The 22,891-nt window shown below is 35.3% G+C and carries 21 protein-coding genes and 1 tRNA gene; 12 read left to right on the top strand and 10 right to left on the bottom strand.

Translation table 11 applies throughout. The features are described from left to right. Positions 1-44: 44 nt before the first annotated feature. Both ACJJVI_RS05645 and ACJJVI_RS05640 read right to left on the bottom strand, forming a co-directional pair. Positions 45-1,673, bottom strand: a complete 1,629-nt coding sequence (locus tag ACJJVI_RS05645) for a S8 family peptidase (protein ID WP_405350926.1) — start codon at positions 1,671-1,673, stop codon at positions 45-47. A 5-nt stretch (positions 1,674-1,678) separates the two neighbouring features. Then, the gene (locus tag ACJJVI_RS05640; RefSeq protein ID WP_405350924.1) at positions 1,679-2,533 is read right to left on the bottom strand and encodes an MBL fold metallo-hydrolase; all 855 of its coding nucleotides are present in this window, start codon (positions 2,531-2,533) and stop codon (positions 1,679-1,681) included. A gap of 230 nt (positions 2,534-2,763) precedes the next feature. Here ACJJVI_RS05640 and ACJJVI_RS05635 point away from each other — a divergent pair, with 230 nt between their 5' ends. Then, positions 2,764-4,608 (top strand): sodium:proton antiporter, encoded by a 1,845-nt coding sequence (locus tag ACJJVI_RS05635; protein ID WP_036583325.1) that lies wholly within the window; start codon positions 2,764-2,766, stop codon positions 4,606-4,608. Positions 4,609-4,685: 77 nt separating this feature from the next. On the opposite strand, the gene ACJJVI_RS05630 is transcribed toward ACJJVI_RS05635, so the two are convergent. Together ACJJVI_RS05630 and lepA are read right to left on the bottom strand one after the other, a co-directional pair. Further along, positions 4,686-5,798 (bottom strand): hypothetical protein, encoded by a 1,113-nt coding sequence (locus ACJJVI_RS05630; RefSeq protein WP_405350922.1) that lies wholly within the window; start codon positions 5,796-5,798, stop codon positions 4,686-4,688. A 165-nt stretch (positions 5,799-5,963) separates the two neighbouring features. Further along, positions 5,964-7,763, bottom strand: coding sequence for a translation elongation factor 4 (lepA, locus tag ACJJVI_RS05625; RefSeq protein ID WP_006796409.1), 1,800 nt, complete (start codon positions 7,761-7,763; stop codon positions 5,964-5,966). A gap of 90 nt (positions 7,764-7,853) precedes the next feature. On the opposite strand from lepA, the gene ACJJVI_RS05620 reads away from it, so the two are divergent. After that, positions 7,854-10,265: a TonB-dependent receptor domain-containing protein gene (locus tag ACJJVI_RS05620; RefSeq protein ID WP_405350920.1), complete on the top strand. Its 2,412-nt coding sequence runs from the start codon at positions 7,854-7,856 to the stop codon at positions 10,263-10,265. Positions 10,266-10,316: 51 nt separating this feature from the next. Continuing rightward, the gene (gene dusB, locus ACJJVI_RS05615; protein ID WP_042245094.1) at positions 10,317-11,309 is read left to right on the top strand and encodes a tRNA dihydrouridine synthase DusB; all 993 of its coding nucleotides are present in this window, start codon (positions 10,317-10,319) and stop codon (positions 11,307-11,309) included. Positions 11,310-11,393: 84 nt separating this feature from the next. On the opposite strand, the gene ACJJVI_RS05610 is transcribed toward dusB, so the two are convergent. From ACJJVI_RS05610 to rbfA, 3 genes are all read right to left on the bottom strand, one after another. Further along, positions 11,394-11,594: a hypothetical protein gene (locus ACJJVI_RS05610; protein WP_036583344.1), complete on the bottom strand. Its 201-nt coding sequence runs from the start codon at positions 11,592-11,594 to the stop codon at positions 11,394-11,396. Positions 11,595-11,687: 93 nt separating this feature from the next. Then, positions 11,688-12,905 carry an ABC transporter permease gene (locus ACJJVI_RS05605; protein ID WP_405350917.1) on the bottom strand — a complete coding sequence of 406 codons (1,218 nt, stop codon included), beginning with the start codon at positions 12,903-12,905 and terminating at the stop codon, positions 11,688-11,690. Then, entirely contained in the window at positions 12,905-13,300 is a 396-nt protein-coding gene (rbfA, locus tag ACJJVI_RS05600) for a 30S ribosome-binding factor RbfA (protein WP_036583349.1), read from the bottom strand. Before rbfA ends, ACJJVI_RS05605 begins: the two co-directional genes overlap by 1 nt. Before the next feature lie 56 nt (positions 13,301-13,356). Here rbfA and mce point away from each other — a divergent pair, with 56 nt between their 5' ends. The 3 genes from mce (at position 13,357) to ACJJVI_RS05585 (ending at position 14,360) form a co-directional block, all read left to right on the top strand. After that, positions 13,357-13,764 carry a methylmalonyl-CoA epimerase gene (gene mce, locus ACJJVI_RS05595; protein ID WP_036583352.1) on the top strand — a complete coding sequence of 136 codons (408 nt, stop codon included), beginning with the start codon at positions 13,357-13,359 and terminating at the stop codon, positions 13,762-13,764. 71 nt (positions 13,765-13,835) lie between these two features. Continuing rightward, positions 13,836-13,909, top strand: a tRNA-Ile gene (locus ACJJVI_RS05590). 265 nt (positions 13,910-14,174) lie between these two features. Next, positions 14,175-14,360 (top strand): hypothetical protein, encoded by a 186-nt coding sequence (locus ACJJVI_RS05585; RefSeq protein WP_042269198.1) that lies wholly within the window; start codon positions 14,175-14,177, stop codon positions 14,358-14,360. Here ACJJVI_RS05585 and ACJJVI_RS05580 read toward each other — a convergent pair. After that, positions 14,355-14,939: a riboflavin synthase gene (locus ACJJVI_RS05580; RefSeq protein WP_042269196.1), complete on the bottom strand. Its 585-nt coding sequence runs from the start codon at positions 14,937-14,939 to the stop codon at positions 14,355-14,357. The genes ACJJVI_RS05585 and ACJJVI_RS05580 overlap by 6 nt on opposite strands. A gap of 60 nt (positions 14,940-14,999) precedes the next feature. On the opposite strand from ACJJVI_RS05580, the gene pdxA reads away from it, so the two are divergent. The 6 genes from pdxA to accC all read left to right on the top strand — a co-directional run bounded on the left by pdxA (position 15,000) and on the right by accC (position 19,938). Beyond that, on the top strand, positions 15,000-16,049 hold the full coding sequence (gene pdxA, locus ACJJVI_RS05575; RefSeq protein WP_405350914.1) for a 4-hydroxythreonine-4-phosphate dehydrogenase PdxA: 1,050 nt from the start codon (positions 15,000-15,002) through the stop codon (positions 16,047-16,049). Positions 16,050-16,111: 62 nt separating this feature from the next. Next, entirely contained in the window at positions 16,112-16,657 is a 546-nt protein-coding gene (locus ACJJVI_RS05570; RefSeq protein ID WP_036583361.1) for a DUF177 domain-containing protein, read from the top strand. Between the two features lie 2 nt (positions 16,658-16,659). Next, entirely contained in the window at positions 16,660-16,857 is a 198-nt protein-coding gene (gene rpmF / locus ACJJVI_RS05565; protein ID WP_036583364.1) for a 50S ribosomal protein L32, read from the top strand. 151 nt (positions 16,858-17,008) lie between these two features. Next, on the top strand, positions 17,009-18,007 hold the full coding sequence (locus ACJJVI_RS05560) for a beta-ketoacyl-ACP synthase III (protein WP_036583366.1): 999 nt from the start codon (positions 17,009-17,011) through the stop codon (positions 18,005-18,007). A gap of 17 nt (positions 18,008-18,024) precedes the next feature. Continuing rightward, complete coding sequence (accB, locus tag ACJJVI_RS05555; RefSeq protein ID WP_405350912.1) at positions 18,025-18,513, top strand: acetyl-CoA carboxylase biotin carboxyl carrier protein; 489 nt, start codon at positions 18,025-18,027, stop codon at positions 18,511-18,513. Positions 18,514-18,591: 78 nt separating this feature from the next. Beyond that, complete coding sequence (accC, locus tag ACJJVI_RS05550; protein ID WP_036583371.1) at positions 18,592-19,938, top strand: acetyl-CoA carboxylase biotin carboxylase subunit; 1,347 nt, start codon at positions 18,592-18,594, stop codon at positions 19,936-19,938. Positions 19,939-20,012: 74 nt separating this feature from the next. Here accC and ACJJVI_RS05545 read toward each other — a convergent pair whose 3' ends face one another. Together ACJJVI_RS05545 and ACJJVI_RS05540 are read right to left on the bottom strand one after the other, a co-directional pair. Next, on the bottom strand, positions 20,013-20,633 hold the full coding sequence (locus ACJJVI_RS05545; protein ID WP_405350909.1) for a hypothetical protein: 621 nt from the start codon (positions 20,631-20,633) through the stop codon (positions 20,013-20,015). Positions 20,634-20,746: 113 nt separating this feature from the next. Beyond that, positions 20,747-22,891 carry a TonB-dependent receptor gene (locus tag ACJJVI_RS05540; RefSeq protein ID WP_405350908.1) on the bottom strand — a complete coding sequence of 715 codons (2,145 nt, stop codon included), beginning with the start codon at positions 22,889-22,891 and terminating at the stop codon, positions 20,747-20,749.

Below are 22,891 nucleotides of genomic sequence, written 5' to 3'. Positions count from 1 at the left end.
CCGTCCATATTAGGACAGGCTTAACAATATTATTTAAATACGGCTTACATTTTAGACGCCATAATCAAGGCGTTGTAAAGGTTTGCCATTTTACCTGAAGTAGTAATTTCTTGGAATGGCTTAGTATCTGCTCCACCACCAACATTTACACGTGCCATAGTTGTTAAACCACTGTCCATAATGATGTGTTTTACCTGACTAGCAGAAAGTTTAGGGAACTGTGAACGTATTACCGCTGCAACACCAGCAACTGCTGGAGAAGCCATAGATGTTCCACTTGCATTGCGATATTCATTTAATGGTGCTGTAGAATAAATCTGTGCCCCAGGACCAAAAACGTCTACTGTTGCTTTACCATAGTTAGAGAAACTTGCTGGCATGTCTGCACCGTAAGATGAAGCAAGAGCACCTACTGTAAGGAAATTATCAGAGATCTCTGGTCCTGCAAGTTCTTGATCTTGTGGATATACTTGAGTAAAATCTGTATCTGTTCCTTCATTACCAGCTGCGTTTACAAAAAGTACATCTTTACTTTCAGCATATTTAATAGCATCCCAAACAAATTCTGGGTTTGAAGAATGGTATTTACCAAAACTACCATTGATAACCTTAGCACCGTTATCTGCTGCATAGCGTATTGCTGCTGCGATATCTTTATCATACTCGTCGCCCATGCTTACGGCTCTTAGTACCATAATTTTTACATTATTTGCAACACCATTTACACCTAGACCGTTATCACGCTCTGAAGCGATTATTCCTGCAACGTGTGTACCGTGAAATGCATCTGCTTTTTCTGGGTCTGGACCGCTGTACTGGTTGTCTCCCCAAATTTCTCCAGGAGTATAAGAATAAGGATTATTACCTGGCATCGCATCTTCACGATAGTTGGATTTTAACTTTTCGCCATTTAATAGGTTCGTAGCATCTGTAATGTAATCACCTAGGACCTCTTTTGCCTGTGCAACAGACTCAAGACCTTGACCAAAGAAGAAACTCAATGTTCCTTTTGCGTTGTTTACCGTTTCATCTTCAGAACTGATTGCAGCAACCTCTGCTGGTGTATAGTCTGACTTGCCTAAGTGTGCACTCACAACTTTATCAGCTTCAACGATTTGCTGTAGGATACCTTCAAAACGTTCTTTGCTTTGTGTCGCTTGCGCTAGTTTTGCATCATACTCTTTTTGAGCTTTTGCTACGATATCTGCTGGTAACATAGCTTTATCTCTTACAATACGCTCATACTCTAGATTCTCATCAACGATGTTCCCTAAGAAGTTCCATCCATGTACATCATCGATGTATCCATTTTTATCATCATCGATACCATTTCCTGGGATTTCATCTTCATTAGTCCAGATTACACCATCTAGATCTTCATGCTCGATGTCAATACCTGAATCTATTACTGCAACCACAGTAGTAGTTCCCATGCGACCTTTAAGGATTTCAGTATAAGCCTTATTAACACTCATTCCAGGAATGGTGTCTGTCTGTAGGTCTAGATCCTTCCAGTTTTTTGCCTCAACATCAGACATTGCAGTCGTTTTAATAGGTGTTGAGTCTATGTTTTCAATAGGTGGAGATACGATCGTAAATCCACTACCACAACCAGCTAGCATACCTGCTGCCGCTACGGTTAACATTGTTTTCTTAATAAAGGAGTAATTCATGATTTTTAATTAAATAAGTCGTTAAAAGTAAGGGATTTATCGAGACGCACACCTTTTTCGGTGTGTTTCACGGTAATTATTTCATTATTAGGGTCGTGTTCTAGGATGAGGTAATAACCTTTTGTGGCAGCTTCATTAAGAAATTTTGCTTTCTCATCGAGAGTAAGTAATGGTCTGGTATCATAGCCCATTACATAAGGTATAGGTATGTGTCCTGCAGTAGGCAAAAGGTCTGCCATGTAAACTAAGGTTTTATCACCTATAGTGATGTGTGGTATCATCATCTTTTCTGTATGACCATCAACAAAAAGGATATCAAAATCCATTTCGTTTTGTGTTGCAAAAGAGCTGTTTTGTTTGATAAAATTTAACTGGCCACTTTCTTCTATAGGCTTAATGTTTTCTGTAAGGAAAGATGCTTTTTCTCTCGCATTAGGTTCTACAGCCCATTTCCAATGCTCTTCATTAGTCCAAAATTTTGCATTTGCAAACGCAGGTTCATAAAAATCATTCTTTTTTTTCTCTATCACACCACCACAGTGGTCAAAGTGTAAGTGAGTTAAAAAGACGTCTGTAATATCATCTCGAGAAAAACTAGCTTTCTTAAGAGAGCTGTCTAAGTCATAGATATGATCCATAAAATAATAACCAAAGAATTTCTCTGATTGTTTATTTCCCATTCCGGTGTCTATCAAGGTTAATCGATCACCATTTTCTACCAGCAAACAACGTGCTGCCATATCGATCATATTATTAGAATCTGCTGGATTAGTACGTTGCCATAAAGACTTAGGGACGACACCAAACATGGCGCCACCATCCAATTTAAAATTACCAGCTTCTATAGAATGTATTTTCATAAAATGAATCTCTTTTATAGGTAGTGCAATTTAAAATTTTGTTACATCAAAAGTCTTGAAATTGCGTTAAACTACTTTTATAATATTAAATTGAAATAAACGGGATGAATTATAAAGGATGCACATTTTTTAATTTTTATCACTCTATGTTATATAAATACGCTTTCGCGAAAGCGTAAATCACGTCATCATTTAATAAAAGGTCGTAATTTTCAGCCAAAATAGAGAATATGCTAGAACTAGCTGGAATTATAATACTAGGAATACTTGCACAATGGATGGCGTGGCGATTTAAAATACCAGCCATTCTACCTTTAATAATTATAGGTTTATTAGTAGGTCCTATTGCATCTTTATATACAGAAGATGCATCTAAATTAATTGAACCTATATGGAATGGACAGCAAGGCCTATTTCCCGGCGAGAGTCTTTTTTATTTTGTATCGCTAGCGATTAGTATCATACTTTTTGAAGGTGGACTTACTTTAAAGAAAGAAGAGATTCTTAATACAGGACCGGTGATAGGTAAATTAATATCGGTTGCGGTGATCATTACATTTGCTGGTGCCGGTGTTGCGGCGCACTATATTTTTGGCCTTAGTTGGGAAATTGCGTTATTATTCTCAGCATTAATTATTGTTACTGGACCTACTGTAATCACACCTATTTTAAGGAACATACCGCTTAAAAAGGATGTGAGTTCTATATTAAAATGGGAAGGGATTTTAATTGATCCTATAGGTGCTTTATTTGCGGTACTGGTATTTGAATTTATAAGCGCAAATGCTGGTGGAGAGTTTACATTAGTAGCGCTTGAGGAATTTGGTAAGATTGTGTTGTTTGGATTCTCTTTTGGATTCTCATTTGCACATGCATTGGCATTTTCTATTAAGAAGAAGTTGATACCTCATTATCTATTAAATGTATTTACACTTGCGGCTGTTCTAGGAGTGTTTGTTCTTAGTGATTCTTTTGCACACGAGTCTGGTTTATTAGCTGTAGTTGTTATGGGTATGGTTATGGGTAATATTAATTTACCTAACCTTAAAGAACTACTTTATTTTAAAGAGTCGTTGAGTGTTTTATTGATATCGATTCTGTTTATACTTCTTGCAGCAAATATTAATATGGAAGATTTGTACCTTATCTACAGATGGGAAACGGCAGTATTGTTTGCAATAGTATCCTTTATCATACGTCCATTAGGTGTATTTGCTAGTTCGATAAATAGTGGTTTAAAAATTAATGAGAAGCTATTTATATCATGGGTTGGGCCTCGCGGTATTGTAGCGGCAGGTATTGCGTCACTATTTGGTTCTAAACTGGTTACACAAGGTGTTGAAGGAGCAGAGTATATCACACCGCTCGTATTTATGATTGTATTAGGTACCGTATTATTAAATGCAACAACTGCCAGATTGTTTGCAAAAATTGTAGGTGTGTTCTTGAAGCAATCTGATGGTATTATGATCGTAGGAGCTTCAAAGTTCTCTAGATTAATAGCTAGTTATTTAAAAGTACATGGACGCAGTGTTGTACTAGTAGATACTAATACTAATAATGTGCGTATTGCAAAAGAAAAAGGATTGGACGCTGTAGCTGCAGATATTTATAGTGATGCCATAACCGATGATATTGAATTTAATAACATAGGTTTTCTAATGGCGCTAACAGGTAACTCGCAGATTAATGATTATGCACTAGAGCGTTTTACAGCACGTTTTGGAGAAAATGGCGCATACCGATTAGTTCACTCTACTGAAGTGAGCAATCCTGATGAAAATCCTACTAGAGGTCTGTTTTCATCTACCGATGATTATGTAAACATGATGGAAGTAGCACGTTATTATGGAGAGATACATGAAATCACCATTAAATCACAAGAGCACTATGAAGGATTGATTGAAATCACAAAAACTGATGAAAACATCATTCCTTTATTTATAAGAAAGAAAAATGAGATAGATATTATACCATCTACATCACTAGATATGGAAGTAGAAGAAGATAGTAAGCTGGTTTATCTAGGTAAAAAAATTGTAGTGCAAGCGAGTGGTGATGTGGTCATGGAATAAAGGAAAACATTATTATAATATAAAAGGGACAGAATTAATATTCTGTCCCTTTTTTTAATAAAAATTAGACTTAAAAATTAGTCTAGAGTTACCATAAATTCATTTGAAAAATATGATGTATTATCATCTTCAACAATAAACTGGATGGTATAATCTCCATCTATAAAGAAATTACGGTTTAAGTTTAAGGTTAACACATTAGCATCATGGAATCCTCTTCTACCATTAACTGCCGAAGCTACTAAAGCCATTCCTTCAATCGTACAATCACCGGTTAAAGTATTTATTGGGAAGATATCGCTAGCTAGATATGTTCTTGAAATAGTAGGGTCTACTATGTTAGTTATTTTTACATTGTAGTTATCTTGATTATTGTAGTCGCTATTTGTTGAGGTTCCTTGATCACGTAACCAGAAACGACCTCTAGGTTGTATGATTCCTCTTTCACCAGAATTTGAGCATATAGATCCAGTAAGAACACCAGATTCAATATATGGTACGTGATTATCAATACTAAAGACACTTCTAGGTTGTGTAAGTGTATTAGTCTGTGTATCTGTTGTGATTCTAGTATATGCCTCATTAGTAAACAGACCTATTTCAAATGGGTAATTGTATTGATAATTATCTGCAGTGGTAGGAAGTATAGTTCTTACGTTTTTCCCAACCTCAAAGTCGATTTGAGTTGATGTAGCAGTTACATTTAATAATGGTACACTATCATTTTCTATGATGATATAACCACTTAAAGGTTGAGCAAAATCACCAAACTCTGTATTGCCCTCATAAATCACTTGGTAAAGATGATTTACTTCAGTATCTCGAGAAAATAAAGGGTTCCCTGGTGTATGTGTAAAACCTAGTGTTGTTACGGATAAGGTAGGACTAGTATAGTCTTGTCCATTTCTCGTACGTGTAAAGAACATATCATATTTAGTTCCTTTTTCTAATCCGCTAATGGTGTTAGATGACGTTTGTTGAAAGTTCCCAGTACCTGATAAGGCATAACTAATTACAGTAGTAAAATTAGGATCACCTTCAGATGTGGTGCTCAAGGTGACACTGGTAGTCGATTTACTTTGCACTGAAATCTGTAGGTTAGTTAGTCCACTATCTGTAGGCGAATCTTCTTCACTGCTACATGAAAATAAAACGCTTAAGACGATGAATAGGGATAATAATTTTTTCATAGATTTTTTTAATTTGAGCGCGAATATACATTACAACACTCAATATGTAGGAAATCATTTATAAGTAAGTTCTAAGAATTCTTCAAACAGCAAAAAGGGACAGAAAATTAATTCTGTCCCTTTTTTAGATTTTATATAAATAGCGGTTTTTTATACCACTTTCAATTAATCATTCAATTTCAACACTGCCATAAATGCCTGTTGAGGTATCTCTACATTACCTACCTGGCGCATACGTTTTTTACCTTTCTTTTGTTTCTCTAGAAGCTTACGTTTACGAGAGATATCACCACCATAACATTTTGCCGTTACGTCTTTACGTAGGGCTTTAATAGTTTCACGAGCAATAATTTTTGCTCCTACAGCAGCTTGAACAGGTATATCAAATTGTTGTCTAGGGATGAGTTCACGCAGCTTTTCTACCATCTTTTTACCTATGGTATAAGCGTTGTCAGCATGTATTAAGGCACTTAAAGCATCTACAGGTTGTGCATTTAATAAAACATCTAATCTTACAAGTTTAGAAACACGCATTCCTATAGGCGCATAGTCAAATGATGCATAACCTTTAGAAACGGTTTTTAAACGATCATAAAAGTCAAAAACAATCTCGGCCAGTGGCATGTCAAAGGTAAGTTCAACACGCTCTGTAGTTAAGTATGTTTGATTAGTAACTATACCACGTTTTTCAATACATAAAGACATCACATTACCTACAAAATCTGATTTTGTAATAATTGTTGCTTTAATATATGGTTCTTCAACTCTATTTAAAGTAGAAGGTTCTGGTAAATCACTTGGGTTATTAACGATGATGCGAGCATCAGGTTCTTTATTAGTATAAGCATAATAAGAAACGTTAGGCACAGTTGTGATAACAGTCATATTGAACTCTCGTTCTAGACGTTCTTGAATGATTTCTAAGTGTAACATACCTAAAAACCCACAACGGAATCCGAAACCAAGTGCAGCACTACTTTCTGCTGCAAACACCAAAGATGCGTCGTTTAACTGTAGTTTTTCCATACTAGAACGTAAGTCTTCATAGTCTTCAGTATCTACTGGATAAATACCGGCAAAAACCATAGGCTTAACGTCTTCAAAACCTTCAATCGGATTTGTAGTAGGGTTTGAATGATCTGTTATAGTATCACCTACCTTTACTTCTTTAGCCTCTTTAATACCGGTAATTAAGTAACCTACATCACCCGCTTTTATTTCTTTTTTAGGAACTTGATTCAATTTCAAAGTACCTATTTCATCAGCATAATAACTCTCGCCAGTAGCGACAAATTTGATGTGTTGTCCTTTTTTTATAGTTCCATTAATAACCCTAAAAATAGTCTCTACACCACGGAACTGGTTGTATTGTGAGTCAAAAACTAAAGCCTGTAACGGCTCATCAACATTACCAGTAGGTGCAGGAACACGTTCTATAATTGCGTCTAGAATATCTTGAATCCCTAGACCTGTTTTTGCACTAGCAGGTATTACTTCACTAGGATCACATCCTAATAAATCAACGATATCATCTGTTACCTCTTCTACGTTTGCACTAGGTAAATCTACTTTATTAAGTACAGGTATGATTTCTAAATCATTTTCTAGTGCTAGATAAAGGTTAGAGATTGTTTGTGCTTGAATACTTTGCGCAGCATCAACAATTAAAAGAGCACCTTCACAAGCTGCAATTGATCGTGAAACCTCATAAGAGAAATCTACGTGACCTGGTGTATCTATCAGGTTAAGAATGTATTGCTCACCATCAGGTGCAGTATAATCCATTTGAATCGCATGCGATTTTATCGTTATACCGCGCTCACGTTCTAAATCCATATTGTCTAGTAATTGTGCTTGCGATTCACGTTTTGTAACCGTATGGGTAGCATCTAACAGTCTGTCTGCCAGTGTGCTTTTACCGTGGTCAATGTGTGCGATGATACAAAAATTGCGTATGTTCTTCATAGTCCGTTAAATACTGCTGCAAATATAATCTAATTCCTTGCCCAATTTTTTAAGGAGCTTTCCTATTTTAGAGGCTCTTTTATTTATTGCATGAAACTGATATCCATTTTATTACTATTCACTTCTTTAAGTACGTTTGCTCAAATTAATCTTACAGGTAACCTTATCGATTCTGACGGTGCTCCCATTGCTTTTGCAAATGTGGTACTTCTCGATGTAGAAGAGGGAACTTTTAAATACGGTACTTCAACTGATGAGACAGGAAACTTTTCTTTCCCTAATGTAATTAACGGCGATTATAATTTCAATGCCTCTTTTGTGGGTTATGTTACGCTTTCGCGAAAGCTGACTCTACAAAAAAACACTGCTCTTAACAATCTCACCTTAGAAACAGATGCTGCGCAATTAGACGCTGTAACAATCATCGCAGAGAAACCAACTATAGAGCGCAAGTCTGATCGTCTTATTTTTAATGTTGAAAACACAACCTTAAGCACAGGAAATGCATCACAGATTTTACAATCTACACCAGGAGTGTTTGAAATGAATGGTACTTATACTGTAAAAGGTAGTGTAGCCCAAGTGTACATTAATAACAAACGTGTCTATTTAAGTAATGAAGAATTAGAGCAATTATTAAGTGGATATAGCGGTGAGAATGTAAAAAGTGTTGAAGTTATTCATAATCCACCTGCTCGATATGATGCAGAAGGTGGCGCAGTAATTAATATCGTTACTAGTAAGAATGTCTCATTAGGCTATAAGGGCTCGTTAACGGGTAAGTATGAAATAGACACTTTTGCAAAATATAATATCGGTACCAGTCAGTATTATAAAAATAACTGGCTTAACGTGTACGCAAATTATAATTTTAATCCACGTAAAGACTTGACTCTTGAAGAATCTCAAGTAGGTTTTTTTAATAATGATGGAACAAGAAGCTCTCGCTGGTTTACTGATTTAAATAGTGTCTCACGCAGTCAGTCACATGCATTCAATACCATTATAGATATCAATATTAATGAGAAAAACAGCTTATCTATTTTAGGTTATCTAGGATTAGACAATGGTAGAGAGGTAGATACGGATGTGAACACCTTAATCTTACCACAAGGAGGAACTATGTTTAGTGGTTTTAATACGGATTCTAGTACGGGACGCGATGCCACTATTGGTTCTCTTAACTTAGGATGGAATAACATTATGAATGATAATGGCGGTACATTAAGTGTGGAAGGAAGTTACTTTTTTACCGAAGTAGACAATGCGCAAGACTTTTTCAGCACATTTTTTGATGACACGCAAACTACATCTAGTACAAACAGTTTCAATACCGTAGGTTTTCAAGATATAAATATATTTACTGCAAAAGCAGATTACCTTAATCAGATCGGTGCTTATTCACTATCTGCTGGATTAAAATATTCTGATATTTCATCTCAGAGTAAACAAGATTTTTTTGATACCAATATGGGTAGTAGTATAGACCCGTCACTATCAGACAACTATTCTTATGATGAGCATATTTATGCAGCATATGCGCAATTAGAAAGAGAATGGACTGAATGGTCTTTTACCGGAGGATTAAGATTAGAACAAACAGATGTCGTAGGAGATAGTGAAACTTTAGGCTTAGTTAATTCTCAAAACTACCTCGGCTTTTTTCCTAATATATCGGTTACTCATAATCTTAATGAAAAGAATGATTTATCGTTAAGTTACAAACGCTCTATTGAAAGACCTAGGTATGGTGATTTAAATCCATTTAATAACTTTATAAATGATAATAATATAGAGTCTGGTAACCCTAATTTACAACCGGCCTTTACTAATAAAGTAACACTAGGGTGGACATACGACTATGAGTTATTTGTAGATGCTTACTACATTTATACTAAAGGTATTTTAGATAATTTACCTTTTCAAAATAATAATACAAACGTGTTGACCACACAAAGCGCTAATCTGAATTATGAATTTCAATATAGCGTTGATGCAACACTTATAAAATATCCTACTGAAAAGTGGACTTCTTTAACAAGTGTAAGTGCTTTTTATATGGAAAATGAATTTAAAGCAATACAATCAATTAGTGAGAACCAAAGATTAAATACTACAGGGTTTTTTATTCAAACACAGAATTTATTTGAGCTTTCTAAGGATGGCACATTAAATATGTTGATAGAAGCAGATTATATTACTAGCATTCTTTTCGGTTCATACAAATATGAGAATATGCTAGCCAGTAGCATAGGCTTTTCAAAAAGATTATGGAATGATAGAGCTATATTAACAGCAAAGTATAGTGATATATTTCTTTCACAAAACCAGCCTTTTGTAAGTCGGTATGCAAATCAAGATAATCGCGTGTTAACCATTCCAGAAACTCAATTAGTTACTATAGGATTTACTTATAAATTTGGAAACTTTAGATTAGATAATCGAGAGCCAGAAGCTTCAGAAGAATTAGAACGTACTGGTAAAAAAACTAAAGGCTTATAAAACGCATTAATTCTCTTCAATTCAAATTAGATTATACCTTATTTTTGCAACATGCCTAAAATAGGAGATATACAATTACCCGATTTCCCACTACTACTTGCACCTATGGAAGATGTAAGTGATCCACCTTTCCGCGCACTTTGCAAAGAAAATGGAGCAGACGTGGTCTACACAGAATTCATATCTAGTGAAGGATTGATACGTGATGCCGCAAAAAGCACCATGAAACTAGATATCTATGAGGCAGAACGTCCTGTAGGAATCCAGATTTTTGGTGCAAACCTAGACTCGATGTTACAGTCTGTAGAAATCGTAGAACGTACTAAACCAGATATTATAGATATCAACTTCGGTTGTCCAGTGAAAAAAGTAGTTTCTCGTGGTGCTGGAGCTGGGATATTAAAAGATATAGATCTTATGGTATCTCTTACAGCTGCCATGGTAAAACATACAGATTTACCTATAACGGTAAAGACTAGACTAGGCTGGGACGACGACTCTATAAAAATTGTTGAGGTTGCAGAGCGTTTACAAGATGTAGGTATTAAAGCGATATCTATTCATGGCCGCACACGTGCCCAAATGTATAAAGGAAATGCAGACTGGAAACCTATTGCAGCTGTAAAGAATAATCCTCGCATGCACATTCCAGTTTTTGGTAATGGAGATGTAAATACTCCAGAACGTGCTTTAGAAATGCGTGACGATTATGGACTGGATGGTGCTATGATAGGTCGTGCGAGCATAGGTTATCCATGGTTTTTTAGAGAAGTAAAGCACTTTTTTGAGACTGGAGAGCATATGGCAAAACCAACTATGCAAGAGCGTGTAGAGGTCGCAAGACGACATTTAGAAATGTCTATTGCTTGGAAAGGAGAAACTTTAGGTGTCTTTGAAACCAGACGTCATTATACTAACTATTTTAAAGGGATTCCTAATTTTAAAGAATACCGAATGAAAATGGTTACCAGTGATGACTCTAAAGGTGTTTTTGACACCTTTAATGAAGTACTCGATAAGTTTGGTAACCATAGATTTGATTAGATTATAGATAAGGCTTAATTAAATAAAAAGGGTTCTATTTAAATAGAACCCTTTTTATTTGAAACACATAATAGATATACGTTTTTATTGAATTTGATCAGGACGTCTTATATGTGCAGAGTTTGAACAATTTGAATCATGACAATTCATGCGATGAAGTACTTTTTTCTTATCGATATTCTTAGATTGTGGCGTATTAACTGTGGTGTTTTCATTTCCTGACGCAGCTATAGCAACACTAAACATAAAAAGTAATGGTAATAAGACTAGTTTTAAATTTTTCATTGAAGAGATTTAGTGATTAATGCTAAATATAGATTTTTTCTGACAGAAAAACCTTCGATCAGTCTCATTCTTTTAATTACTAGGCCTATTGGATTATAATTTTGCTTGAGAAAGCAACGCTTCATTGATTCGTCTAGATGCGATATAACTTGCTATAATACCTAATATGGATGTTGTCCCTATGGCAACAGCAACATTAGTTAAGACCATTTCAAAAGGATAAGGAAGTCCTGGCGCTATATAAAGAAGACTATATTCTATCTGTAGGTAAACAAAGGCAACACCTATAAAGAGACCTATTAATCCACCACTTATCGTCATTAAACTACCTTGAATAAAAAATATTTTACGTAAAGATTTCACACTAGCGCCTAAATCTAATAAGGTTTTTAAGTTTTGTTTTTTATCCAGAATCATCATGATTATGGACCCTAAAACATTAAATAGCGCGATGATTAGTACTAAAGTAAAGATCAGATAAACAGCAAGGTTCTCTGAATTAAGCATTTTGTATAAACCATCATTCATTTGAAGTCTATTTTTAATAACTATAGGGACATCAAATAATGCTTGTATTTCTTCTCTTATTTGATCTTCGTCAACATCAGGAGAAATTTTAATCTCTAAGCTACTTGCCTGGTCACCATTATAATTCAATAATTTTCTGGCAGCTGCAATGGTTGTAAAAATATATTTACTGTCTAGATTTTCATTAATACTAAAAACTCCCGTAGCGACAACATCAATCTGACTAAAAGAATCCCTATAATTTAAAGCGTTAATCGCATTTTTTCCAGGTTTAGGCACCATGATTTGTAAAAACCTACCATAATTATCTACTTGTAAAGAAAGCTCATCAGATATTGCTGCACCAGCGACAACTTGTAAATCACTGTTGCCTAGCCAACTACCTTCTAGTAATATCGTGTCTGTTTTTATGATTTGGTCATAATTACTGTCGACACCTTTGATGTAAGCGATGTCGTTTTTACCATCATAATGTAAAAAAGCTTTTTCCTCAATGGTAGCACTTAGTAATGTGATACCCGATATGTTTTCTAGTTCTCGCTTTCGCGAAAGCGGAATCTCTATAACTTTACCATTTAAAGGAGTAACCTTAAGGTCTGGATCAAAATAACTACTAAACTCTGTACTAAAACTTTTTAATCCTGAGAATCCAGAAAGCACAATGAATAAGGCAGCTGTCCCAACAATAGTTATTATAAAACTAAGTATGTTGATAATGTTAATGGCGTTTTTACCATTTTTAGATACCAGATATCGCTTTGCGATGTAATAAGAAAAGTTCACTAAGATTTTTTTCTGCGCGGCAATATATTTGGATTTTCAATAGGATTGTTAAGACCTTTAAGCTCTCTATCTATTTGATCCATATACTCAAGAGAGTCATCATTAAAGAACTGTAATTCAGGCATGCGGCGTAACTGGTGACGTACCTTTGCAGCTACTTGATGTCTCAATTCTGGTCCTATTTCTACAATTTCTTGAACAACGGCTGCAGCCTTATCTGCAGGAAAGACGGACAGGTACGCTTTTGCATATCCCAGATCGGGTGTTACCGTAACCTTAGTTACAGATACTAGTAAGTTCTTAACGGTGTTCTTTCTTAAAAAATCCTGTATTACAGAAGATATGTCCTCTTGAAGAATACCACTAATCTTTTTCTGTCTATTACTTTCTTCCATGCGACAAAGGTAAGCAAATGGTTTTGTGATATTTTTGAAAAATAAATTAAAGAGTTATGTTAGGAAAAATTGAGCATTTAGGAATTGCTGTTAAAGATTTAGAAAAAGCAAATCAAACCTATGAGAAACTTTTAGGAAGGAAACCATACAAAAGTGAGGCTGTAGAAAGTGAGCATGTAATGACATCATTTTTTAAATCTGGAAAGAATAAAATTGAGTTATTAGCTGCTACTCATGAAGATAGCGCTATTGCAAAATATATAGAAAAAAGAGGTGAAGGTATACATCACGTTGCTTTTAACGTTAAAGATATTAAAGCAGAATTAAAAAGATTAGAAAAAGAAGGATTTAAAATTTTGAATCACGAGCCTAAGAAAGGTGCTGATAATAAATGGGTTGCATTTATTCACCCCAAATCTGCCAATGGTGTATTAGTAGAGTTATGTCAGGAAATTGAAGAATAGTTTGTACAACAAGAATTATAGTTTAAATTTGCAGACTTTTTAGGACATACTATTCCATAAAAATAGTTGTCGGGCCTATAACTCAGTTGGTTAGAGTATCTGACTCATAATCAGAAAGTCCCTGGTTCGAGCCCAGGTGGGCCCACAAGTTTAAAAACCTCAGATTTAAATCTGAGGTTTTTTATTTTATAAGAGTGATTTTACTTCTGTAATAAAATGTTTAATAGAATCGTTATAGAATAAAATGCGAACCTTTTTAAATGAATATGAGATAAATTTCAGGCTCTTTTCAAGTCTAAAAACCGTATTTCATCGACGAAAAGCGTTGTTTTTAAACTTTACATCAAGTTCACATTACTTTTTTGCGCTAATTCAATTAAAGTTTTACTTTCGCATTCGTTAAAACAACTATGAGCAATATTCTTTCACTTTCCCTAACAGTGTTAGTACAGCAAGCAACACCACCTGTTCCTAAGACGGGTATACCGCCACCTGTAGGAGACGTTCCATTGGATGGAAATATATGGTTCTTAATAGCAAGTGCTGTTATTATAGGCGCTATTACTGTTTATAAAAGCCGCCGTAGAGCGTTATAAACCCATTAATCTTTTTACATATTTACCGATAACGTCAAATTCTAAATTGACGACGTTATTCTTTTTTAATGTTTTAAAACCTGTGTGCTCATACGTATAGGGTATTATAGCTACAGAGAATTCATTAATTTTAGAGTTAACCACAGTAAGGCTGACACCATTTATACAGATGCTACCTTTTTCAATAGTTACGTTATGTAAGTCCTTATCGTACTCAAAAGTAAATATCCATGAGCCGTCTTTATTAATAATGTCTTTACAAACTGCTGTTTGATCAACATGACCTTGAACGATATGACCATCTAGCCTAGCGTTCATTTTCATAGCCCGTTCTATATTTACAATATCACCTATATTAAGTGCACCTATATTTGTTTTCTGTAAGGTCTCTTCAATTGCGGTAACAACATATTGATTACCGTCAATGGCAACTACCGTTAAACAGACACCATTGTGTGCAACACTTTGATCTATTTTTAACTCGCTAGTGATATTACTCTCTAGTGTTAAGTGTAAATTTGTGTTTTCTTTTTTGAGTTGAATAACTCTTGCGGCAGACTCTATTATTCCTGTAAACATAAGTGATGAAAAACCGTTACTTTTATCTTCTCAAAAATACGGCGAAAAACAAAGCACCGCATGAACAAAAAGCAAAACATTAGAGTAGGAATCTCATTAGGTGATCCTAATGGAATAGGTGGAGAGATTATTTTAAAAGCATTTGAGAATAATCAGATGTTGGAGCTATACACTCCAGTGATTTTTGCAAGTACAAAACTTTTATCTTACTATATTAAAACTTTAAAACTTAATATTAAAATTCATGGCATTACCTCGCTGGATGATGTTGTGGATGGTAAGGTAAATGTAGTACGATTAATTAAAGAGCCATTTAGGGTAAACTGGGGAACAGTTGATCCTGTTGCTGGTGAACTAGCGGTACGTAGTTTAAAGGCGGCAACAGAGGCTTTAAAATTAAATCAAATCGATGTTTTAGTGACGGCTCCTATTCATAAAGAGTCTATACAATCAGAAGAGTTTAAATTCCCAGGTCATACCGACTATCTTAATCAAGAGTTAGAAGGGGAAAGTTTAATGTTTATGGTTTCTGAAGATCTAAGAGTAGGATTACTTACAGATCACATACCCTTAAAAGAGGTTCCTAGTCAAATTACAGAAAAACTTATCAAAACAAAAATAGGCACCATTAAAGAGTCGTTGAAGAAAGATTTTGGAATCGTTAAGCCTAAAATTGCTGTGCTAGGTATTAATCCTCATGTAGGAGATAATGGCGTTATAGGCACAGATGACCAAGAATCATTAATTCCTGTTCTAGAAGAATTGAGAAAAGATGGTACGTTAATATTCGGACCATATCCAGCAGATAGTTTTTTTGGAAATAAAAAACATTTGCAATTTGATGCTGTTTTAGCATCTTATCATGATCAAGGATTAGTGCCATTTAAAACGATTACATTTGGTTCTGGTGTCAATTATACTGCAGGATTAAGTCATGTAAGAACTAGTCCAGATCATGGAACTGGATTTGATATTGCAGGAAAGGGAAGTGCAAATCCATCTTCATTTATGGCGGCTATACATACTGCGGTCACTGTTTTTAAGCACAGAAAGATGTATGATGAGCTATCTGCAAACCCGTTAAAAAATATTTCTAAGAAACGTAGATAATATTAACAATGTATTTTTAATAACTTTTATTATCTTTGCCCGCTCGTTTAACGAGGAAGATTATGGAACTCAAAGATTTTAATATTTCCTTTGTCGGTTTAAAGCAGGGGAAACATCAGTTTCTATATGAGGTTGATAATACGTTTTTTGAAAATTTTGGTTTTGAGGACTTCAATAGTTCTCAGTTAAATGTTGAAGCCACATTAGATAAAAAATCCACTATAATGGAATTGCATCTAGAAGCTTCAGGTTCAATTAATGTCAATTGTGATGTTACTAATGAGCCATTTGACTTGGATATTGAAACAGAAATGGATGTCATTATTAAATTCGGTCCAGAATATAATGATGATAATGAAGAACTACTCATTTTACCACATGGCGCTTATGAATTAAACATAAGTCAATTTGTGTATGAAATGTTGGTGCTAGGTATTCCATTGAAAAGAGTTCATCCAGGAGTAGAAGATGGATCGTTAGATTCAGATTTGCTCGATAAATTGGAAGAGCTGCAGCCGAAAGACCTTGATATTATAGAAGACAATAAAGAAAGTACTGATCCCAGATGGGACGCATTAAAAAAAATACAAACGGATAATAATAAATAGCCATGGCGCATCCTAAGAGAAAAATCTCCAAAACAAGAAGAGATAAAAGAAGAACTCACTACAAAGCTAGTGTTCCACAAATTGCAACAGATAGCACAACTGGTGAAGCACACCTTTACCACAGAGCACACTGGCATGAAGGTAAATTATATTACCGCGGTAATGTATTAATCGACAAAACAGAAGAAGTAGAAGCATAGTTTGCTGATTTATCAAATCAGTAGAAAACAAAGCTTTTCTTTACAAATTCATAAAAAATGACACGTTTTAATTAAAAACGTGTCATTTTTATTTATTTCTGCAAGTTTTTCAGTAGCTTTCACGGCTCTAATAATTACTAGAATCACCTGTATGAGTAACATCAAAGCGGCGATTACTGCAGTAGGCGGCTATGTGCCAGACTACAAGCTTACTAACGCTATCCTAGCGACTATGGTTGATACAAATGATGAGTGGATCACTACTCGTACTGGTATCAAAGAACGCAGGATTTTAAAAGATAAGGATAAGGGAACCTCGTACCTTGCTATTCAAGCGGCGCTAGACCTTATCAAGAAAAAAGATTTAGATCCTTTATCTATAGATTTAGTCATAGTAGGAACTGTGACACCAGACATGCCCGTAGCATCAACGGCTGCTTATGTAGCAAGTGAGATAGGTGCGGTTAATGCATTTTCTTATGATTTACAAGCTGCATGCTCTAGTTTCCTTTATGGAATGAGCACTGCAAGCAGTTATATTGAATCTGGTCGCTATAAAAAAGTACTCCTTATAGGCGCAGATAAAATGTCTAGTATTATTGATTATAAAGATCGTACTACATGCATCATTTTTGGTGATGGCGCTGGAGCTGCTCTATTTGAAGCTACTGAAGATCAAAAGGTAGGATATGAAGACGAAATATTAAGAAGTGATGGCGTAGGTAGAAACTTCTTGAAAATTGAAGCTGGAGGTTCTTTAATGCCAGCAAGTCATGACACTATAGATAATAACCAGCACGTTGTATTTCAAGATGGAAAAAACGTTTTCAAATATGCAGTCTCTAATATGGCAGACGTCGCAGAGAAGATTGTTAAACGTAACAATCTTACTAATGAAGATGTGGATTGGTTAGTACCTCATCAAGCAAATAAGCGTATTATAGACGCTACCGCTAAAAGAGTCAACTTACCAGATGAAAAAGTAATGATGAATATAGATCGCTATGGAAACACCACTAGTGCTACATTACCATTACTATTAAACGAATATGAATCTCAATTAAAAAAGGGTGACAAGTTGGTGTTTGCCGCATTCGGCGGTGGATTCACTTGGGGCTCTATTTTATTAACATGGGCTTATAATAGCTAATCATAACCACTTAAATTATGGATATAAAAGAAATTCAAAACTTAATCAAGTTTGTAGCAAAATCTGGAGCTAGCGAGGTAAAGCTAGAAATGGATGACGTTAAAATCACAATTAGAACTGGATCAGACTCTAATGAAGTGACTTATGTACAACAAGCAATGCCTATGCAAGCAGCACCTATGCCACAAGCAGCTCCTGCAGCGGTACCAGCTGCAGCACCAGCAACAGAGGCTGCACCAGTACCAGCAGCAGATGATAACAGTAAATATGTTACTGTAAAATCACCTATTATTGGTACTTTCTATAGAAAACCTTCTCCAGATAAACCACTTTTCTGTGAAGTAGGAGATAGTATTAAAGAAGGTGATACACTTTGTATTATTGAGGCTATGAAACTTTTCAATGAAATTGAAAGTGAAGTTTCTGGTACTATCGTTAAAGTTTTAGTAGATGATTCTTCTCCGGTAGAATTTGACCAACCATTATTTTTAGTAGATCCTTCTTAATTAATAAGAAGGATTTTTTGTGGATACGCTTTCGCAAAAGCGTAAATACCACATTTACACTAACATAAAAAACGTATCATGTTTAAAAAAATATTGATAGCAAATCGTGGTGAAATAGCTCTTAGAGTTATTAGAACCTGTAAGGAGATGGGAATCAAGACAGTAGCTGTTTATTCTACTGCTGATGCTGATAGTCTCCATGTTAAATTTGCAGATGAGGCTGTTTGTATAGGACCACCACCTAGTAACTTATCTTATCTTAAAGTTTCTAATATCATTAGTGCTGCAGAAATTACAAATGCAGATGCTATTCACCCAGGATATGGATTCCTTTCTGAAAATGCAGATTTCTCTCGTATATGTGGAGAGCACGATATCAAATTTATCGGCGCTAGTCCAGATATGATTGCAAAAATGGGAGATAAAGCAACTGCAAAAGAAACCATGAAAGCTGCTGGTGTACCTTGTGTACCAGGATCTGATGGTATTATTGCAGATTTTGACGATTGTAAAAAAATTGCTTTAGAAACTGGATATCCTGTCATGCTTAAAGCGACTGCCGGTGGTGGTGGTAAAGGTATGCGTGCTGTATGGAAAGAAGAAGACCTACTAGCAGCTTGGGAAAGTGCTCGTCAAGAAAGTAAAGCTGCGTTTGGTAATGATGATATGTACATGGAAAAACTCATTGAGGAGCCACGTCATATTGAAATTCAGGTTGTAGGTGATTCTTATGGAAAAGCATGTCACTTAAGTGAACGTGACTGTTCTGTACAGCGTCGTCACCAAAAATTAACGGAAGAAGTACCTTCTCCATTCATGACAAAAAAGTTGCGTAAGGATATGGGAGAAGCTGCCGTTAAAGCTGCAGAATTTATTAAATATGAAGGAGCTGGTACGGTAGAATTCTTAGTGGATAAGCACCGTAATTTCTACTTTATGGAAATGAATACTCGTATTCAAGTAGAGCACCCTATTACAGAACAAGTAATAGATTTTGATCTTATAAGAGAACAAATTTTAGTTGCCGCTGGTGTAAAGATATCAGGTAAGAATTATGAGCCTACATTACACTCTATAGAATGTCGTATTAACGCTGAGGATCCTTATCACGATTTCCGTCCTTCTCCAGGTAAAATAACTACACTTCATGCACCAGGCGGTCATGGTGTGCGTCTAGATACTCATGTTTATGCAGGTTATTCTATCCCGCCTAATTATGATTCTATGATAGCAAAGTTAATTACTACTGCACGTACACGTCAGGAAGCAATTGATAAAATGAAAAGAGCTCTAGATGAGTTTGTAATTGAAGGTATTAAAACTACAATTCCTTTTCATAGACAGCTAATGGATCATCCAGATTATGTTGCAGGTAATTATACCACAGCATTCATGAATGATTTTGAGATGGAAGCAAAGAAATAAAAGTAAATTTCCAAATATTAAAAAGTCCCATATTACAACTAGTAATATGGGACTTTTTTTGAAGGCTAATTCAATTAATCTTTATTACATGTCGTTTGTACTTCTAGCGCTCGTTCTTTCCCCCATGATGGTGTAAAGCCAGTTACTACTTCTTCATTAAATAATAAAATAGCTTTATCAATGAGATTACAATAAGGTGTGATGTCTTTACCAAAGTATTTTGCACTACCCATCAACCACTCTGCTCTAGAAAGTGCAACTCTAGGATTTTCCGGCGCTATATTATAAGCTTTCTCATATAAGGCCGTTGTTTCTGCAGATAATTTCATTCCAAATGTTTTTGCATCATAGGTAATCCAGCAAGTATTTAAAAGCCCTTGTAAAACCATTAATTCTGGATTATTTGTAGAAATTGCCTTGGCATCGTTAATATAGTTTTGTGCTTTTTTCATGTAAAGCACAGTCTTGTCTTTTGGATTTTGTCCCCAAGAGCTATTTATATTACATAGCGCCACATAATAGGCTGGTTCCCATCTATCAGACTCGGCAGCGGCGACTCTTTCAAATTGTTGCGATGCAGCGAGTAAATCTGTTTTCATAAGCTCTAATCCTTTAATCATTGCTTTTTCATAGCCCGATTGAGCGTTTATAGAAAGAGTTAAGAACAGAATAATAAGAGTAGTAATTGATTTCATAATAAAGGTTTTAGAAGTTGTTGATATAGTAAATATGCTGTGTATTACGCTTTCGCGAAAGCGTAATCAACCCAACTGTCGTATCTTGATACTGAGTTGTGCAAAGCAAAATTTTATAGATTATCTAGTTGATTGTCATTACTACCTAGCGTCCAAAAGAAGCCTACAAAAATAAATCTGTCTGCAGCCTGACCTATCGATCTACGATCAAAATTGCCCATCTGATCAGGTGTATTACTGTATTGATAATTAAAGATATTTTCCCTTCCTAAGATATTTGTCACTGATAGGAATACGATTTTTTGTTGATCGATGAGATATGCCCAGTTTAAATTTAAACTTTGAAAAGATGCAGTTTTATCATTAAGAAAACCTTCTAGGTTAGGATTAGTAAATGTTCTACCACTAGTATAATTGTAGGTAATACCTATTTGTGATTTTAAATCCTCAACCCAGTACTTTCCTACCGCGCTGAAGTTATGTGAACTGGCAAAATTAGGCGTTGCAGTTTCTTGAAAATTAAGGTACTGTCTTTCAGTATCTAGATAAGAGTAGCTGATCCAGTAGTCTAAATTTTTAACAGTTTTCTCATCGCGCCAAAATATATCTAGTCCAGTCGCATAGCCATCTCCATTTACCTCAAAATTACTATCAAATTGTGGTCTGTCAGTATCATAGGTTAATAGACTAGAATAGTTTTTGTAGTAGGTCTCTGCACGTAGCATGCGACCATCTTTTTGATATAAAAAATTAAGGATATAATGCTCTGCACTTTCTGGTGCTAGTTTCTCATTATATTGAAGAATATTATTTTGAGCCTGCTGATAGAACTGCCCATAAGCAATAGATGCCTGCCAATTCTTAGATACACTTATGGCAGCGCTCAATCTAGGAGATATAAGTAACTCTTCACTTAAGCCATAATAATCTGCTCTTACACCAGCTTTAAAGGCAAGATCTTTAGATAGAAAAACTTCAGCCTCTGTAAAAACGCCTGAATTAGAAGAATTAACAGATGATTCAAAAGCGTTATCTTCTATAACAACACCTTCTTTATAGTTGATGAGAAACTGTTCTACACCGTAGTGGATTTTAAAGTAATTATTGTAACGCTTACGCAATTTTATTTTTGCATGTAATGCATTTTCTCTAGTGTCCACATCTGTACCTGCAACGTTAATGTCATTACGATCATGTGCTAGACTAAGACCAGTTTCCATTTTCCAATCATTGTTAAGACGCTGCTCATAGTTTAAATTCCCGTAGTAATTCCCGTTTTTAAGTCCAAAGAATATTCCATCCTCTATATTAATATCTTTTTGTAGGATACTAAAATTACTATAAGAATAAGCACTGTAAGCCTTAAACATCCCTTTCTCGAGTTGATGTCTATAGACAGCTTCACCACTAATAGATTCATATGGATCTTCAAACTGATTGTTTTGCGGTATTAACTGATTATAAGGACCTAGGTTAATATAACTAGCATTAACACTAACACTATTCTTTCCCCATATTTGTGTATTTCCCACGCCGCCACCGACACTCATGATTTGTAAGTCTGTTTTTTCCTCTGTAGGTATATCAGTGGTATTTAATAATAATACACTCGATAGAGCGTCACCATACTCTGCACTGTAACCACCAGTAGAAAATGATATTCCATCAAATAAGAAAGGAGAAAACCTTCCTCGTGTAGGTATATTTCCAGTAACTGGCACAAAAGGGCGGAATACTCTACTATTATCAATAAATACTTGAGTTTCCTCACCACTTCCACCACGTACAAAAAGACGGCCATCATCTGGATTTGCACTCGTTCCTGGAAGTGTTTGCAATGCATTGACAAAATCACCTACTGCACCAGCCGTGGTTACTATATCAAGTGGTTTAAGTGCGCTCGCCTTAGAACTGTCTCCAGCACTTAAAGTTCCAGCATTTAGAATCACAGAGTTAAGACTATTTACGCTTTCGCGGAAGCGTATTTCTAAACCATTCAGCTCTCTAACGTCAGATTGCTGGATATAATCTTCATAGCCTATAAAACTGGCGACTAAGGTTACTGTAGAAGTTTCAGCAGTTTCAAAAGAGAACTTACCATCTATATCGGTCGTGGTGCCATCATAAGTTCCTTTTAAATAAACATTTGCTCCTAGAACGGGTATGTTTTTTTCATCTATAACCTGACCGCTTACAATGGTCTGTGCTAGACTGGATATTGATAAGGTCATAATTAGTAATAAGAAAAGAGTTTTCAT

Source organism: Nonlabens sp. Asnod3-H03, from assembly GCF_045063665.1.
Classification (GTDB): domain Bacteria; phylum Bacteroidota; class Bacteroidia; order Flavobacteriales; family Flavobacteriaceae; genus Nonlabens; species Nonlabens ulvanivorans.
This window is presented reverse-complemented; position numbering and strand designations above follow the sequence as displayed.